The 16,579-nt window shown below is 55.9% G+C and carries 7 protein-coding genes; 2 read left to right on the forward strand and 5 right to left on the reverse strand.

Annotation, left to right across the window (positions count from 1 at the left end):
• Positions 1-44 precede the first annotated feature (44 nt).
• The 5 genes from Pan181_RS13845 to tnpA all read right to left on the reverse strand — a co-directional run bounded on the left by Pan181_RS13845 (position 45) and on the right by tnpA (position 6,834).
• Complete coding sequence (locus tag Pan181_RS13845; RefSeq protein ID WP_145247385.1) at positions 45-1,412, reverse strand: PEP-CTERM sorting domain-containing protein; 1,368 nt, start codon at positions 1,410-1,412, stop codon at positions 45-47.
• 352 nt (positions 1,413-1,764) lie between these two features.
• Positions 1,765-2,580: a PEP-CTERM sorting domain-containing protein gene (locus tag Pan181_RS13850; RefSeq protein ID WP_145247386.1), complete on the reverse strand. Its 816-nt coding sequence runs from the start codon at positions 2,578-2,580 to the stop codon at positions 1,765-1,767.
• Positions 2,581-2,949: 369 nt separating this feature from the next.
• Complete coding sequence (locus tag Pan181_RS13855) at positions 2,950-3,267, reverse strand: hypothetical protein (RefSeq protein WP_145247387.1); 318 nt, start codon at positions 3,265-3,267, stop codon at positions 2,950-2,952.
• A gap of 168 nt (positions 3,268-3,435) precedes the next feature.
• Entirely contained in the window at positions 3,436-5,625 is a 2,190-nt protein-coding gene (locus Pan181_RS13860; RefSeq protein ID WP_145247388.1) for a sigma 54-interacting transcriptional regulator, read from the reverse strand.
• Positions 5,626-6,390: 765 nt separating this feature from the next.
• A complete protein-coding gene (gene tnpA, locus Pan181_RS13865) occupies positions 6,391-6,834 on the reverse strand; it encodes an IS200/IS605 family transposase (protein WP_145247389.1) in 444 nt (147 codons plus the stop codon).
• Positions 6,835-6,931: 97 nt separating this feature from the next.
• On the opposite strand from tnpA, the gene Pan181_RS27035 reads away from it, so the two are divergent.
• Together Pan181_RS27035 and Pan181_RS13875 are read left to right on the forward strand one after the other, a co-directional pair.
• Positions 6,932-7,192: a DUF1580 domain-containing protein gene (locus tag Pan181_RS27035; protein ID WP_391483997.1), complete on the forward strand. Its 261-nt coding sequence runs from the start codon at positions 6,932-6,934 to the stop codon at positions 7,190-7,192.
• 557 nt (positions 7,193-7,749) lie between these two features.
• Positions 7,750-16,569 (forward strand): FG-GAP-like repeat-containing protein, encoded by an 8,820-nt coding sequence (locus Pan181_RS13875; RefSeq protein ID WP_145247391.1) that lies wholly within the window; start codon positions 7,750-7,752, stop codon positions 16,567-16,569.
• Positions 16,570-16,579 lie beyond the last annotated feature (10 nt).

Consider the following 16,579-nt stretch of genomic DNA (forward strand, 5'->3'; position numbering starts at 1 on the left):
CACCGGAGACTGACAGGTCGTTGAACGCTCGCACCCCGACGAGCCTAGCTCGTACGGCTCGTTGGAAACAAACCACATCTGCGGCGCCGTACACCCCGTCGCCGCATCGTCCAGCATGAGCCTCCAAGCACGACGGATAGTAGGGCGAGAGCCCCAGGTTCGGGCACCGTGGCAGTGTTGCCCTGGATGATTGCCGCCGACGTCCCCTGTCCGAAGTTGGACTTCCACGCCTGATAGTCGGCCACATTGACCACATTCAGACCATCCGTGTTGTCCCCGTTTCCTCCCAGCGTCGAGTCGTTTCCCCCCAGGTTGTCTCGCCACACGGTGTAGTCGGCGAGGTTGACCATGCCATCGGAATTGAAGTCACCCAGGAGGGTCTGCTCGAGGCCGAACTCGAGGTGCAGCACCGCCGTTGTGGACGGGGTGCGACTCAGGCCGGAGACATCAATCCGGATCTCATCCTCGGTGAAAAGGATGTCGTCCGGCGAGAGCCCGAATGTGCTTGAAGGATCGATGCTGACCCCGATGATCGGGGGCAAGTTTTCGGCCGCGTCGGAAAAGACGTAGCCGTTGAAGTCGCGGGTCGAGAATTGCCCGCTGCCGCCTTTCGAAAAATCAAACACAATCGAGTCGTCACTGGTCACGTCGAAGCTAAGGTTCACGGCGCGCAAGTTGGATTCGCCGTCGGGTTCAAAGAACTGCAGCTCGCTGATGTTGTCGAACTCGACTTCGTCGTTGACCACCCGGTCAACCGTCTCGGAGAAGAACTCGTCGACTCCACCCTGATTGACGACTAGCTGAAATCGGACCGACTTGCCTTGGAGCAATCCAGCGCGAGAATACGACACATCCAGGGCTTCGTAGATCTCTCCGACAGACGTACCCAAGGGGTCAATGTCGCCGCCGATGATGCTGACCCGGTCGTAGGCGTTATCCGATACAAAGCCAAGAAAGCCATCCTCGAACCCAGAGTAGAAGTCCTTGATGGCAATGTCACCATCCGGTGTTGAAATCTTGATGCCCAGCCCCGACGCGGCTCCGTCGAAGAACTGACCAAACGCCCGGACCGGCCGGTTGAACACATGGTCGTAGCTGGCGTGTTCGGTCAATGGGAAGATCTCGCCGTGGAATTGCCCCGCGTCGATGAACGCGTCGTCTGCGTCGCCGCTGTCGACCCCGGTCACTTGGATGCCAAAGTCGTCGTTCACCGGCAGCAGCCCAGTGGAGGGCTGCAGGTCGAAGGCCGACAGCCCGTCGAAAGTTTCAATAGCTGGTTTCAGACCGATCCCCCGGACGGCTGATTCCCAAGCGGCTTGGTCAGTGAACACCGTGAACTGGGCGTTTGCTACGCTTGCGAAGGACGTGATCGTCGCAAGCAGCGCGGCGAATCGTGTAGGTATGGAAATCATTGCTTACCTTGTTGGAACAGGAACCTGCTAACGCCGTTGGCTAACGCAGCAGTGCGATTGTAATCTCGTGGGTAGCAAAATTGGAGATCGGAGCATGACGACTTTTTCCCGGCTCCCGACACTCCCAAGTGATACGTCGGCTGCCGGCAAGGCCACCGACAGGCAGAGCATGGCCAGCTAACCCGGCTCGGGAACCGTCTAGGCTGAGCATGGGGTGGCCACACCAAACAGCGCTAGCACTGCGGTAAGGGCCAATAGAGTGTCGAGACGCATTTACTGTTTCAATCGGTGGGCTTACAAACGTGCACTGGTGATTAGAGGCGGCGATACAATGGTCGAGTGCCGCTTCCTGTTAGTGAGCTCGCAAGCGAATGATCAGCCCCCCCAGCCCCACTAGACTCAGCAGCGCTACCGACGCCGGCTCGGGCACGGATACGGGGACTGGCTCGCCGAAGATAAAGTCGTCCATGACGACCGAATCGAAAGCTTCCAATCCGCCAATGATGGACACGCGGGCGACGATCGCCTCGTCGAACGACGCGCCCAGGAACGACAGTCCGGCGTTGCTGCCGGGGAGCACACTACGCGTCAGCAACACGTTGTCGTAGGCGTCATAAAACGTCATCGACGTGCTGTCGACGTCCTCGACATCGGTGAAAACGACCCCCAGCCCGGTGCTGAGCGCCGGCGTGCTCGGGTCGGCCGGGTCGAAGAACAGGACATCGAAGGTCGTGTCGCCGATGGGCGTGAAAAGCCGCTCGGGGCTGAACGTTGTGAAGCCAGCGTCGAATCCGAACTCGATAGACTCACCGCTGGCTTCGGTGGCGCTGAGCTGAAAGCCGGTCGTCTCACCGGTTGGTACGAACTCGATGCCGCGGGCCCGCGGGGAGAAGTCTGCATTGAAGAAGTCACCTGGGAAGAGGTTCGGGTCGCTCACGCTATCGGGCGCGCCGTCCCAGTTGATTTCGCGTCGGCCGCCAATGTTGTTCACCGGGGCCGGCGAGTTCTGGTCGCCTAGGTCAGCACGGAAAAGGTCGACGGTATCCTGGATGCTAGCGGCGTCGGTGCCATTGATCTCGCGGATCGTCTGGGCCGATCCGATTTGAGCCGTGCCGAATAGGGCACACACGCTGGCAAGAAACAAACCTCTTTTGGAGTGCGTACGCATTTCGATTCCTCTCTGGCAGATGGGCTGAACTAGTGGGGGGAGGGAGTGCTGGGTCCGTTGAGCTGCATGACGGCGCCGACCGGAAAGGCAATACTTGCCCGTAGCTATCGGCCTGCCGTCCTCCCATCAATCGCAAGGCTTGTGCCAATTGCTTTTAGTTGCCTTGAATTACACCGATTGGCTGACATGCCAGGTGTTGTTCGCAAAAAAGACATTTTGCGTGATCGAAGTCTGCATAAGATTGCCAGGGAACTGACGATATTTCGTAAGCCTTACGAAATATCGTGTCGGTGAGGCCGGCTTAATGTGATCAACCGCGGCTGAGTTTCGCTGCAACGGCGCGCAACACGGGCGGAAACTAGCGGAGGTTCACGGAAACTCGGTGTCTAAGAGATTGTCTCCGTCGGTGTCCAGGGCCGTGTCGTCCTGCTGCGGCGTGATCAGTTCCGCCAGCAGCATCGAGGCCCGCGCGATCGTGTAGTCGACGCCGATGGTTCGACGAAGGTATTCCACTGCAGCCATATCGACCTTGGAAACGCCTGTCAAATCGAGCTGGATGGCCTTGCTGGCGGCCTGGTGCGTCGCGATGACCCGGGCTAGTTCCTCGAGCCACTCCCCATTGATCGCCCCTTCCAACTGCAGCACCACGGAGTGCATTGTCGATTCCACTTCAGAAATACGGAGCATGTCGCTAATCGATTGTTGGCGCTGCGATGGGCTGGAAAGCCCGTTTACTGCAGCGAAGCTGATGCATAGTCCTTGCACGAACATCGCAATTTGCGGTGGCGAAAGATCCTCTAGGGCAAAAGCCGTGCCTAGCCGTGGTGTGAGTGGAAAAGGCGGTGTACCGCCGAGCTAATCGGAATCCTGGGCATCGCGCTCGATCCCTAATTTCTTCATCCGCGACTGCAGCGTGGTCGGCTTGAGCCCGAGTATGCGTGCGGCACCCCGCTCCCCGCTAACCCGCCACTCAGTCTGCTTGAGCACACTGAGGATGTGTCCCCGCTCAACGTCCTCCAGACGCTTAAGCTTGGGGCGTTCGGCGCCCCCCAGCTTCGATGGCGGCCATTGAGCCAACTCGAGCTCTTCTCCCTCCGAAAGGATGACCGCTCGCTCGATGACATTCTGGAGTTCCCGGACATTGCCAGGCCAGCTGTACGACGTCAATGAATGGACCGTATCGCGGGCGATCGACTGGATGCGTTTGCCCGCCTTGGCGGCGAAGTGCATCGCAAAATAGTTGGCCAGCAGCGGCACATCGCCGGGGCGGTCGCGGAGCGGAGGCGCCTCGAGCGGCACGACATTGAGCCGGTAGTACAAGTCTTCGCGGAACTTCTCTTCCGCGACGAGATGTTCCAGATCGCGATGAGTGGCGGCGATCACTCGGACGTCTACCCGTATCGTTTCCGTGCCGCCCAGACGTTCGAACTCCCCCTCTTGTAGCACTCTCAACAGTTTGGCCTGGAGGTCGAGTGGCAGGTCGCCGATCTCGTCGAGGAACAGCGAGCCGCGGTCCGCCATCTCGAAGCGGCCGATCTTCCGCGACAGCGCGCCGGTGAAAGCGCCCTTCTCGTGTCCGAAGAGTTCGCTTTCGATCAGGCCAGTAGGGAGCGCCGCGCAGTTGACACTCACCAAGGCATGGTCGGCCCGATTGCTTTTGCGGTGAATAGCCCGCGCTAACAACTCCTTGCCTGTGCCGGTCTCGCCTAGTATCAGCACGGTGGCGTCGGTGGCGGCAACTTTTTGCAGCTGGCTCAGCACCTTGCGCATCGTCGGCGAAACGCCAATGATCTCCTCGAACCCGACCGCCGCGTCGCGTTCTTCCTCTAACAGTTGCTTCTCGAATCGCAATTCGCGAAGTTGCTCCTCGGCCTTCAGGCGTTCGTTGACATCGCGAAGGATAATCGTGCAGAACGTCTCGCCGTGGGCGACGAACTGCGATAAGGTTCCCTCGATGGGGAACGAGCTCCCGTCGGCCCGCATTGCCGTCTGCCCCGGGGGGAACCACAGCGCGTCCTTCGCGGCGAGGTCGCTGCCGCCGTAGTAGTCGTTCAGAATCGCAGCTAGCGAATCCGAGGCGAAGCGGCTAAACGGTAATCCCATCGCCTGCTCGGCGGCGCAGCCAAAGGTCTGCTCGGCGGCTCCGTTGAACAGTTGAACCACGCGTTGCCCGTCGATCGTGATGATCGCGTCCATCGCCGAATCGAGCAGCTTCTTCAGCCGGACCTCGCTGTCTCGGACGGCCGACTCGGCGGTCCGCCGGCGGGTGATGTCTCGGAAATACCACACACGCCCGTAGAGGCAGTCGCCCTCCCCGACCATCGGCGAGCTGTAGCGATCAAAGATGCGACCGTCCTTGAGGTGGATCTCATCGAAGGACGAGTCCATCGGCCGCTCGTAGAGTTCGGCGACGCGGGCGAGGAATTCTTCGGGGTGCTCAAGTTGATCGAGCACGTGCTCCACGGCCCGTTCGTCCTGACCGGAAGCGAGCACCTCCTGGGGGAGGCCCCACATCTGGACGAAGCGGTCGTTATGCGAGACGATCCGCTTCTCGGGATCGACGACCAGGATGCCGTCGAGCGACATTTCCTGCTGAGTCTTGAGAATGGCATTGCGGAACTGGAGTTCCGCGGTCACTCGGCGTTGCCCGGTGACGTCGACCATCGTCGCGTACGAGCGGATGGGCTCGCCCTGCTGCCCCCGTTCGATGACGGCCGAAACCAAAACATCGATCACCTCGCCGTTGCGCTTGACCATTTGGATGGGGTCGTCGCGGACATACCCCTGCTCTAGTGTCTTGGGGATGCCGATCCGTCTGGCGTATTCCCGCGAAGCCTCGGTAAGGAAGTCGGGCCCGTGGCGGCCGATAACCTCCTCCCGTTTGTAGCCCATCACTTGGAGCCAGTAGTCATTGACGTGCACGAGTACGCCTTTGGCGCTCATCGAGTGCATCATCACCGGCGTCAGATCGTACACGGCCCGGTAGAAACGATCGCTAATTGAAAGGGCGTCGTCTTCGTCGTGATTTGAATCGATTTCACCCATATGAACGTCTCAAGTAGCTTACGGCGTGCATACGATAGGGTCGTGGCACTCGAAGGCCTGGCTATTATTAGTCATTACTCTACACGGCGATCTCCGTAAGTCCTCCGCTTACCGATTGAACGAGATTGTTACAGATAGTGGCAGATCTGTCACGAGTTCGTCCCGTCCAGTCCTGTTCAATAACGTTTCCACACAAAAATGATCCGTCAGTACTGGCCACTCCTTGCAGGCCAATGCCTGTTCAGCGAGCTTGATTGCCTCGAAACGTGTTTCTAACGAGTTCATAGACAGTGTGCCGAGCTCCACGAGCGGCAGTTGCAGTCTTACGTCCAACCAAACAAAACACAAATGCGGCACGTAAAGCAGGCCTATGGGGCTCATTTTGCAATGGCGAAGATTGGTATTGTCTTCTGCTGGGGTGTTTCACATTGCTCAAGAGGGGGTAGTAAGGATAGGCATTTGTGTTCAAGGAAGACGTTGTTCGATGGATTGAAATGGGGATTCTATCGGTAGAAGGGTGTGTGTATTGCTTAGGAATGTGCACAGTTCTCGCGATACGTTTCCACTTCCAAGTGGTGAAGAGCGAAGACAATGGTTGGAGTTCTTGGGTGATGACAGGCTATTATGGAAAAGCCTTCTCACTGAGGCATTGCCTAATGATTGGGGCGGGGGCATGCCTATTCTTCAGGCATGGACTGAACTACTACCGGCTAGAAGCCGGTAGGTTTGGAAAGAGTTCGTGAGCTACGGACTGAAGTCCTTCACTCACGAAGGCGTTACGCGGAAGTTATCTTCCCCGTCGCTGGGCTCCGTTCCCCGCTGACCCTGGATATACGCGGTGATCGCTTCCTCAGTCACACTTCCGCTAGACGCCACAAAGTACCCGCGGGCCCACAAATGACGCCCCCAGTACTGCTTTTGCAGATGCTGGAACTCCATCAGAAGCTTTCGCGAACTCTTGCCCTTGAGATACTGCATGATCTTGCTGGGCGAGAGATTCGGAGGGCATGACAACAAAACATGCACATGATCGGCCGAGACCGCCCCCTGCAGTATCTCAATATCGTTGGTCCGACACACCTCACGCACGATTTCACGCACCCGTACCCCGACGTCACCTCTCAGGATCGCCTTGCGGTACTTCGTGACCCACACGAAATGGTATTTCAAATCAAAGCGGCTATGTGCTCCAATCCGGTAACTATCCATCCAAGTAGTATATGAACCTGAAGGTTTCGCCTGAAGGCGAGGGTTCTAACCCCATCGGTTGGATAATAGAGATATGATCGATACTGAAAAAGAGAACATGCTTTCCGTCGGCCAGGCTCAGCTCGTATTTGCTACCCTGCCGAGCAAGCCTACCCTCTGGCGATGGTTGCTTAAGGGGACAAGAGGAGTCGCGATAGAAAGCGTTTTCATTGGCGGACGGCGATTTACCAGCCGTGAGGCCTGCAGTCGCTTCATCAATGCTACCTCCGCACCCAAGCCCAGCCAGAAGCGACCCGCAAGTGAGCAACGTGAGGCCGTTCGTGTTGCACAGAGCATACTGGACCAGTTTGGTATATGAAAGAAAGGCAGCCATGTCTTGGGAGGTCCACTAATAACGATAAGTCGCGTTGAGGCCAAACTCAGTACGAAAGAACAGCTCCACCTATCCACAAAGCCCTCCACTGGCCGGGCCCACCTCCTTCAGTTCCCAGAAATCCTCAGCCGCGTCGGTCGATGCAACCGCTGTGAGTTCACCGACTGAGGATTGTAATCGACTAGAAAGCAGACTTTGCTCCCAGGTTGCTGTTACCACAGGAGAATTCGGGCGGTGAGGGTCCGGATCAAGTCGATTCAGCTCGAGCCAGCCTGAATTGCGGTCGGGAATACTATGGAGCAATGTTCCTCTCCAAATTAACCCAAGCTGTCCAGATTGCAAATCCACAGAACCAGCAGTTATCTACCACTTACCATCCGGATATAAGTGTTTTACTGGACTGAGCGGGGCGGGGCGAAGGAGAACGAATGTAGGCATTTGCGGCCGCCTTGGATTAGAATGTGAGTTTATGCGTCCCCACCCCTCAGCGGGTGACAGTGGCCGCTGGCTAGCATCACGATTTTTTACCAGGGGCCCCGTTCATGGATTGGCGAAGCAATTGGCAGCGGGAGCGGCGTACCGCGAAGCGGGCATCGCGACAACGCAAATCGCTCACCGCACTGCGACGACAACTCGGCTTTGAACAGCTAGAAAGCCGCCAGTTGCTGGCCGCCGACTTCGGCGACGCCCCGGCGCCCTACCCCACGCTGCTGGCGGACGATGGGGCTCGGCACATTACCGACAACTCATCTACCACGCTTTATTTGGGGGCGGGAGTCGATTCGGAGGTCGATGGATCACCAAGTATCACTGCGAATGGAGATGACCTCTTTAGTACGCCCGGCGTGGATGACGAGAACGGTGTGTTCGATCCTGATAGAGACTTGGTGTTTACTGTTGGTACAACTCCAACTGTGCACGTATATGCTACCAACAAGACGGGGCAAGATGCCATGCTCTATGGTTGGATCGACATTAACCAGGATGGTGGCTTCGATAACGCTACGGAACGAGCTTCACTTATCGTGCCGAGTTCAGACTCTGCATCGCTCTTAGCGCTTCAGTTTCCTCCACTATCAGCCACGGCCCCGTTTGGAGAGTCATATGTTAGATTGCGAATCAGCACAGACTTCACTGCTAGTAACCCGCATGGTGAAGCTTCCGACGGCGAGGTTGAAGATTACCGCGTATCAGTTTTGAGAATCAGTGAATTGGAGACAGGATTTGCAGGCTACGAGAAGCTTGTGTTCGGTCAGTCGGGAGTACCCCTGCCCGAAAATGCACAGTACTTCGGGGCTTCAATCGCCGCATTGGGGGATGTTGATGGGGATGCAGTTCCCGATATGGCAGTCGGCCATACCAATTACGTCAACGGTGGCACAGCCTACGGTGCAGTTCAAGTGTTGCTGCTCAACCCGTCTGGAACTGTGCGAGAAAGCACAACAGTTACAATTGGGACACCCAACGGTCCTACTCTCTCGGCAAGCGATAACTTCGGTTCTGCGATTGTATCGCTTGGAGACTTAGACGGTGACGGCATCAGCGAACTTGCAGTCGGGGCAAGTGGCGACGATGTCGGAAGCACTGATGCGGGAGCCGTACATATTCTCTTCATGGATCAGAGTGGCGTGCTGAAGCGATCTCAGAAGATCGCAAGTGAAGTTGGAGGGGGGCCAAGTCTACATAGTGGAGAACGATTTGGGTCATCGCTAGCAGCTATTGGTGATCTAGATGGAAATGGCGTGATTGATCTGGCAGTTGGTGCCGCACAACATGGTGAGGGAGACGCTAAGACAGGAGGCTTCTACATCTTGTTCATGGCTGCTGACGGCACGGTCACATCCTACACCGAGATTTATAGCGAATCTGATGGAGGTCCTGATCTAACGAACGGCGGTCGCTTTGGATCCTCGATTGCGTCTTTGGGTGATATCGACGGAGATGGATTCAGGGAGATCGCCGTGAGTGCAGATCTGGAAGACACCATCGCTCCCTGGCAAGGAAATGTCTATCTCATTTCACTAAACACTGATGGCACTGTTCGTCAAAGTAGGGCTCTTGTGAGGGATGGCAGTGAAGGGTTTCCGTCACAACCAAACGGCCCGTCTGGAAGACTGGGACGACTAGGCAGTTCACTGGCTGCTCCTGGTGATCTGGATGGTGATGGAGTGCAAGACTTATTAATAGGTGACTCGTACTACCTAGGTGCTGTGTATGTCGCGTATCTGCAAACAACAGGTGAGATACGTGAGTTAATAAGAGTTAGCAGTGGCTTTCCTGGTGGGCCAGTTTTTGATTCGGGTGGCTCTCTTTCGCACCAGTTTGGTAGCGCTGTCTCCTTGCTGGGCGACTTGGATAAGGACGGCGCGCCCGAATTTGCCGTAGGCGCAACTGCTGATGATACCGCTGGCCTCGCGGACGGAGCTGTATACGTGATTTCGTTGCGGCCGGATGAGCACCCGCCAACGTTGACTTCCATTCGTAGGCTCGAAGGTAGTCGCAACCCAACGGCAGCAGACTCGCTATGGTTTCGAGTTGAGTTTTCGGAAGATGTGACAGGTGTTGATGTTAGTGACTTTACAGCAAGTGGTGGCTTATTAGCAGTTGCTACTAATGTGATCCAGGTCAGCCCCAGGCTATTTGATGTCGAACTCGGAAGGGGCAACTTAGCGGGCTATAATGGTGAAGCAGGTTTGGAATTAGCGATGAATGCGCTAATCACTGATCGAAGCGGAAATGCTCTTCCGATTATAGAACCTTCGATTGACGAGACGTTCTTGGTTGTCAATTACACGTCGGCAGACTTTGGAGATGCTCCAGCCCCCTTTCCAACCGTTTTCAACGAAGGAGCGTGGCATTTCGAATCCTCCATGGATGAACCGAGACTCGGGATGCTGCGCGATAGCGAACAAGACGGTGTTCAGTCGCTACTCGCCGACGGCGATGGAGAGGACGAGGACGGTGTAACCTTCGGCACTATTCGCGTTGGGCAACTAGCCGCGGCAATAACAGTCAATGTCCAGAGCGCTGCCGGCAAACTCGACGCTTGGATCGACTTCAATGGCAACGGATCGTGGGCGGATCCGGGGGAGCGAATCTTCACCAGCAAAGAAGTCGCGTTGGGTGACAACACTCTCTATTTTGACGTGCCGGTTTCGGCTGTGTCTGGGATCACCTTCGCCCGTTTTCGCCTGAGCACCGCTGGTGGACTAGGCTTTGCGGGGCCCGCCACCGATGGGGAAGTGGAAGACTACGCCATCGAAATTCAGCCACCTAACGTCGGCAGTGAGTTTGCGCCCTATCAAGACTTCTCAAATGATGAAAGCTTTCTTCCCTCCAGCACTCCCATCGACTTAGACAATGATGGTGATCTAGATTTCCTCACTACTAAGCAACTAGCAAGCAACCAATATGTGGTAGTGTGGTACGAGTTGACTAGTGACCGGTCCTATGTCGAACATGCAGTGACTCAATCGTCTTCTGAGATCTCGTTGCTCTTGCCGACAGATATCGATTTTGATGGCGACTACGATCTCATCATCTCCGTCTCAAATGAACCGGAGTACAAAGTTCTCTCAAATGTCGCAGGGGAGTTCGTCGAGAACATCTGGTTCTCTCCCGAGGACGAACTGCGCTACCTCTCTCCCAATGATGTAGATCAAGACGGAGATATGGATGTGGTGGGATTCGAGTCGGTTACCAATTCGTTAGTGTGGTATGAGTTTGCGCCGGACTCGGATCCAGCAAAACACACCATCGATGACAGTGTGGGAGGTCCAACTAGTCTCTCCGCTGCCGATATCGATGGCGATGGTGACCTAGACTTGCTGGCATCTATCTGGTCTGGTCGGATCGTGTGGTATGAGAACGATGGCCAACAGCAGTTTCAAAGCCACTCGATTGGCAATCATTACTCAGCTTATTATGTCCACTCCGTCGACATCGATAACGATGGCGACATGGATGTATTGGCATCCGCCTTGTATAAGGATAGTTCTGGCAACTTCGACAATCTCTTGGTGTGGTACGAGAACGTTGGCGAGCAGCAATTTGTCGCCACTACCATCTATGCGCGCGAGGGGTACTATCGTACCCTCTACGTTCCGGCTGACATTGACGGGGATGGCGACTTCGACATTGTCGCATGGATTCCCTCTGGACGCTCAACAAATCGAGCTCTTGTTTGGTACCGAAACGACGGAAACCAAGGGTTTCGGCAGATTACTATCGAAGACCGGGCTGCTTCCGCTTGGCCGATTGTCGCTGACTTGGACAGTGACGGCGATCTTGATATTGCGTTCGCAGGTGCGGAATATAACCGTTTTGGGTGGTACGAAAATGTCTACTCTGTCCATGCCACCTTTGAACAGAACAGTCTTCAAGAGAGCAATGGGTCGGTACAAATGTTCCGCTTCGAGATCGAGAGTGAAAGAAACCAGCCATCGACGATTTCCTTCGAGTTGTCAGGATCAGCGTTACACGGGACGGATTACTTTATCTCTGGCCACAGCCAACTAGTTGGATCGGTGGGAAGCGTAGTGATTCCCCCTGGCCAGACGTTCGCTGTTGTGACGGTGAACCTAATAGACGACGAACTGCCGGAGCTAGACGAAGTAATACGCTTAGCTGCAGTGGCCGGAGAGGGCTACCGTCTGCAGGGAGAAGTTACTGCTGAGTGGACGGTGATCAGTGAGGAACTAGGCGGAGAATATGGCGACGCTCCTCTGATGTACCCCACGCTAGCCGGTGACAATGGCGCCGCTCACAGCCAGGGTGGACCTGACTCGCCCCGCCTGGGAGCTTCGCTTGATCTGGATTCCGACGGCCACCCCTCTCCCACCGCCGATGGCGACGGGGCCGACGACGATGGCGTGACATTCGATTCCATTCGCGTAGGGCAGCTTACCAATTCCGTTACTGTCAACGTGCAGAATGGCTCCGGCTTCGTCGACGCCTGGGTCGACTGGAACGGCGATGGCCACTGGGGAAGCCTAGACCAGATACTCGACAGTCAGCCTGTTGTCGTTGGTGACAATGAATTCACGTTTCCGGTTCCCCTTACTGCCAAGTCTGGCACCACCTACGCCCGTTTCCGGGTGAGTAGCACGGGGGGGCTGGGGGTCACTGGCGTTGCGGCCGATGGCGAAGTGGAGGACTATCAAGTCGAGATCCGCCCGCCAGCTGAGACGACCGGCGTATTTGATTCCAATACCAAGATTGCCGAGCTCACGAACTCCTCGCTGCCAAGCGTAATGCAAACAGTGGATCTGGATACCGACGGCGATCTGGATATCATCGGCACGAATCACAGTGGCTATCTCTGGTGGTTCGAGCACACCGGCGAAGCGGACTTCATTCCGCATGAACTTAGTTTAGAAGGAAGCTCGATCGAACTGGCCGATTTGGATCGTGATGGCGATATCGATCTGGTCACCACATACAATTCCACCGTCGCTTGGCTAGAGAACGATGGGCTGGCCAGTTTCACGATTCACAGATTAACCACGAGTTTATCGGGCGCGATTGCGGCCGCGATTGTTGATCTGAACGGCGATGGCCGACTGGACATTGCTGCCACGGGGACCTACGGAGACATTTTATGGTTCGAGAACCTAGGTTACGGTGAGTTTTCCCAATCGGTGGTTGGTGATGTGGGCGGCACCACGAATCCGCAACCGAAGGATCTCGTTGCGACCGATGTTGATCTGGATGGCAAAGACGATCTTGTACTTACGGGGAGCACGACTTTTGCCGATACCTTCTGGTTTCGCAACAACGGCGATGGCACCTTCTCCGAACGCCTTTTGAATAGCTACAAAGCCCGGGCACTCGCAGTGTCCGACTTCAATGGCGACGGATTAGACGATTTGTTACTATCGTCGACCGGCGAACTAAGGATCTTACTTGCCGACGGAGATTCCAACTACACAAGTCTAGTACTCGACGACACAAACAATGCGAGGCAGTCGCTTGTGGTAGTCGACTTCGATGGCGATGGCGACATCGATGTTGCTGAAGCGTTCAACAATTCCAGTCAACCACTCGTATGGTATCAAAACGATGGATTCTCGAACTTCACGCGACGGGTAATTGCTACTCCCTCGACGAACGTGTCGTCGATTGTCGCTGGCGACATAGACGCGAATGGTACCATCGATCTCGTTGCCGCGAGCCGATACCCGTACGGGTTATGGAGTTATACCCAACCATTGACGATTGGCTACGAACTTGTCTCGCCCGCACTCGTCGAGGAAGGCAGTGAACCGCTGATCGTTCGACTCTCCGTCTCTAGTGCAGTTAATCACCCACTCTCGATTCCCTTCCAGATCACCGGCACCGCCACCGCGGATGACTACGTAGTTCAAGGAGCTGATCGCTGGGATGGGGTCCTGGGGGTCGTGACCATCCCCGCTGGTAGCTCCTACGTGGACCTGATGTTGCAGCCGTTTGCCGACAGCCTGGACGAGGTGGCGGAAACCGTCGTGATTGGTACCGCCATTGGAGCAATCCTTAACTCGACAGCGATTGCCGACTATGGCGACGCTCCCATCCCCTACCCTGTTGGCCCGTTGGTGAATGGCCCCGCCCATATTGCGGTTGGACCGATGCTGGGCGTCACTCGCAGCATCGACACTTATGGTTCCCACACCGCTGCGGCTGCAGGTGACTCTGGCGACGATGGAGTGGTGTTCGATATCGTGCAGGTGGGTAACCTCATCTCGACCGTAACGGTTACTGTATCCAATGCACCAGCAGGAGCACGACTGGATGCCTGGATCGACTTCAACGGCGATGGCTCCTGGAGCGGACTACAAGAGCAGATTTTCACTAGCCACCCGGTTGTCGAAGGGGAGAACGTGCTGCTGTTCGAAACTCCCGCCTGGGCACTATCGGGGGCAACTCACGCCCGATTCCGGCTTAGCTCTGAGGGTGGGCTGGGAGTCGCCGGCGCGGCTGCTGATGGCGAGGTGGAAGACTACGAACTTGTCATCTCACCCCCTGGTGCTGGACCGGGGCATTTCAACGAAGTAGTGCTTTTAGAAACTGGCAACTCGCTATTTGACCTGGTTCCCATTGACTTCGACCGAGACGGTGACTTGGACTTCGTAGCTGTCGACTACGCAGGGCAATTAATTTGGTTTGAGAATCCGGGAGCCCAGTCGAATGACCTGTGGAAGCAACATATTCTGGCGAGCGATATGGGTAGCGTTCGTGACTTGAAAGTACTCGACTTCGATCGCGATGGTGATCTCGATGTACTCTACGTGAACTCCACTGTATGGGTTGGCGCGTTGCTAAACGATGGTGAAAACAACTTCACGTATCAGCTACTCTACACCAGCGACAGGAACATGCTCGAATTGGAGCCAATGGACTTCGATTCCGATGGCGATATCGACATCGTTCTCCGCGAATCCCAGTCCCCCACTACCACGATCTCGTTACTGGAGAACAGCGACAACCTAACTTTTGTTCGCAAGCAACTCGCTTCTGAACCGATAGCGATCTCCGAGTTCGACGTTGTTGACATAAACCAAGATGGATATCTGGACGTACTCGTCGGAGGAGGCGGCGGTTTCTTTCCGCCACGTATCGAGTACATTGCGATCTGGATGAATGACTCCACAGGTGGATTTACTCGCACCCTACTCTCCAATACCGATAGCCACTTCTCCGTGGTTGATTTGGATAGAGATGGCGACCTTGATGTCATGGCAGCCCGGTCTGGTAGTTCTGGATCGTTGCACTGGCATGAACAGCAAGATACAGGCTTTGTTGAGCATGATCTCGCGTTGGGATTCTACCGGGCTTACAGTGTTGCCGCGTACGACTTTGATGGAGATGGAGATCTCGATCCAGTCTACGGTGCGAGTGCAAGCAGCCTGTTCGAGAATAAGCTCACTGGCGATTTCAACAATGATGGTGCGGTCGATCTACAGGACTACGACATCTGGAAAGCGGAATTTGGCCATTCCTCCGAGTCAGAACTGCTTGCAGACGCCAACCGAGATGGCGCAGTGAACCTTGCCGACTACACTCTCTGGCGGGATAACCTCGGCGGTACGACTCCTTCCTTCATACCCCGCTACATAAATGGATACTTCCCAACCCTCTTATTTGCAGGGGACATCGACAACGACGGCGATTTAGACATTCTCACCAGCAAAGATTCCTCGATCGTTGCCTACCTGAACGTTCCACAAGTCACGATGACTACATCCGGCGACACGCTCGCCGAACAGGATGGAATGGCGTCATTGGTCTTCACCCGCGACGGCGATCTGAATGAAGACTTAACCGTTCAACTACGACTTGATGGTATCGCAGTTGCAGGAGTCGACTACCTGCTCGATGGAGCGCAGCTCACGTCGAGTTCCACCGCACTAGTAACGATTCCTGCAGGCGAGCGATCACTCACCATCCAGGTGACTGCCATAGACGATACGCTTGCTGAACTCGACGAGCCGTTTACGATTACGATGTCAGCAGGCCACTACATGGTCTCCTCTCCTTCGAAGTTGGATTTCATACTCGTTAGCAATGAAATGGGTGGCGACTTTGGCGATGCCCCTGACACGTACTCCACCTCCAGTGCGAAAGATGGCCCACGCCATTCGCGAGTCACGGAGAACGATCCCCGCCTGGGAGCGACGCGTGCCGATGAGGATGATGCCACCCCGAGCGACGACGCCAGTAGTTCGACGAGCGATGATGGAGTATTACTTTCTCCAGTCCAAATCGGCCAGACCGACGCCATGGCAACCGTTAATGTGCAAGGTGCTGATGGTGTGCTGGATGCGTGGATCGATTTCGACGGCAATGGCGAGTTCGATGCCGTAGCGGAACGAGTTTTCGAGAACGTCCCTGTGACCGTCGGGGACAATACACTGTCATTCGACGTGCCGGAAACAACAGTCATGGGGAGTACGTTCGCACGTTTTCGCATCAGTTCCAGCGGCGTGGAGCTGCCAGCCGGCATAGCCGCCGACGGCGAAGTGGAGGACTACGCAGTAGTGATTGCTCCGGCACCCCCAATTGCGCAATTGGCATCTGACGTCGTCGCGAGGCAGACCTCGCTTCGGATCGCCGATCTGGCATTTGCTTCTTTGGAGATAGAACAATCGCAGTATTCGGCTGGCACTCTGGCCGCGAGTGAAGCATCAATGCCCGACGAGCCCACCAAGCCCCCGGAAGATGAGCTGCTGCTATTGCTGTCGCCGGCATACAGGAGGGATTCTGCGCCTGGATACACTCGGTCGCTGCCTATCGCCGACGAAGAACACAACTCAACGGCTCGATCAGAGGTACTGGCAAGCGTTCGTCATCGCTGGAGTTGGCGAATGCAACTCGACTCTAACTAATGGAACACGA

Source organism: Aeoliella mucimassa (assembly GCF_007748035.1).
GTDB classification, from domain to species: domain Bacteria; phylum Planctomycetota; class Planctomycetia; order Pirellulales; family Lacipirellulaceae; genus Aeoliella; species Aeoliella mucimassa.

Coding starts and splice junctions, on each gene's coding strand:
- Pan181_RS13845 (WP_145247385.1), bottom strand. CDS start 1,412: ATGATTTCCATACCTACACGATTCGCCGCGCTGCTTGCGACGATCACG.
- Pan181_RS13855 (WP_145247387.1), bottom strand. CDS start 3,267: ATGCTCCGTATTTCTGAAGTGGAATCGACAATGCACTCCGTGGTGCTG.
- Pan181_RS13875 (WP_145247391.1), top strand. CDS start 7,750: ATGGATTGGCGAAGCAATTGGCAGCGGGAGCGGCGTACCGCGAAGCGG.
- Pan181_RS27035 (WP_391483997.1), top strand. CDS start 6,932: ATGCTTTCCGTCGGCCAGGCTCAGCTCGTATTTGCTACCCTGCCGAGC.
- Pan181_RS13850 (WP_145247386.1), bottom strand. CDS start 2,580: ATGCGTACGCACTCCAAAAGAGGTTTGTTTCTTGCCAGCGTGTGTGCC.
- Pan181_RS13860 (WP_145247388.1), bottom strand. CDS start 5,625: ATGGGTGAAATCGATTCAAATCACGACGAAGACGACGCCCTTTCAATT.
- tnpA (WP_145247389.1), bottom strand. CDS start 6,834: ATGGATAGTTACCGGATTGGAGCACATAGCCGCTTTGATTTGAAATAC.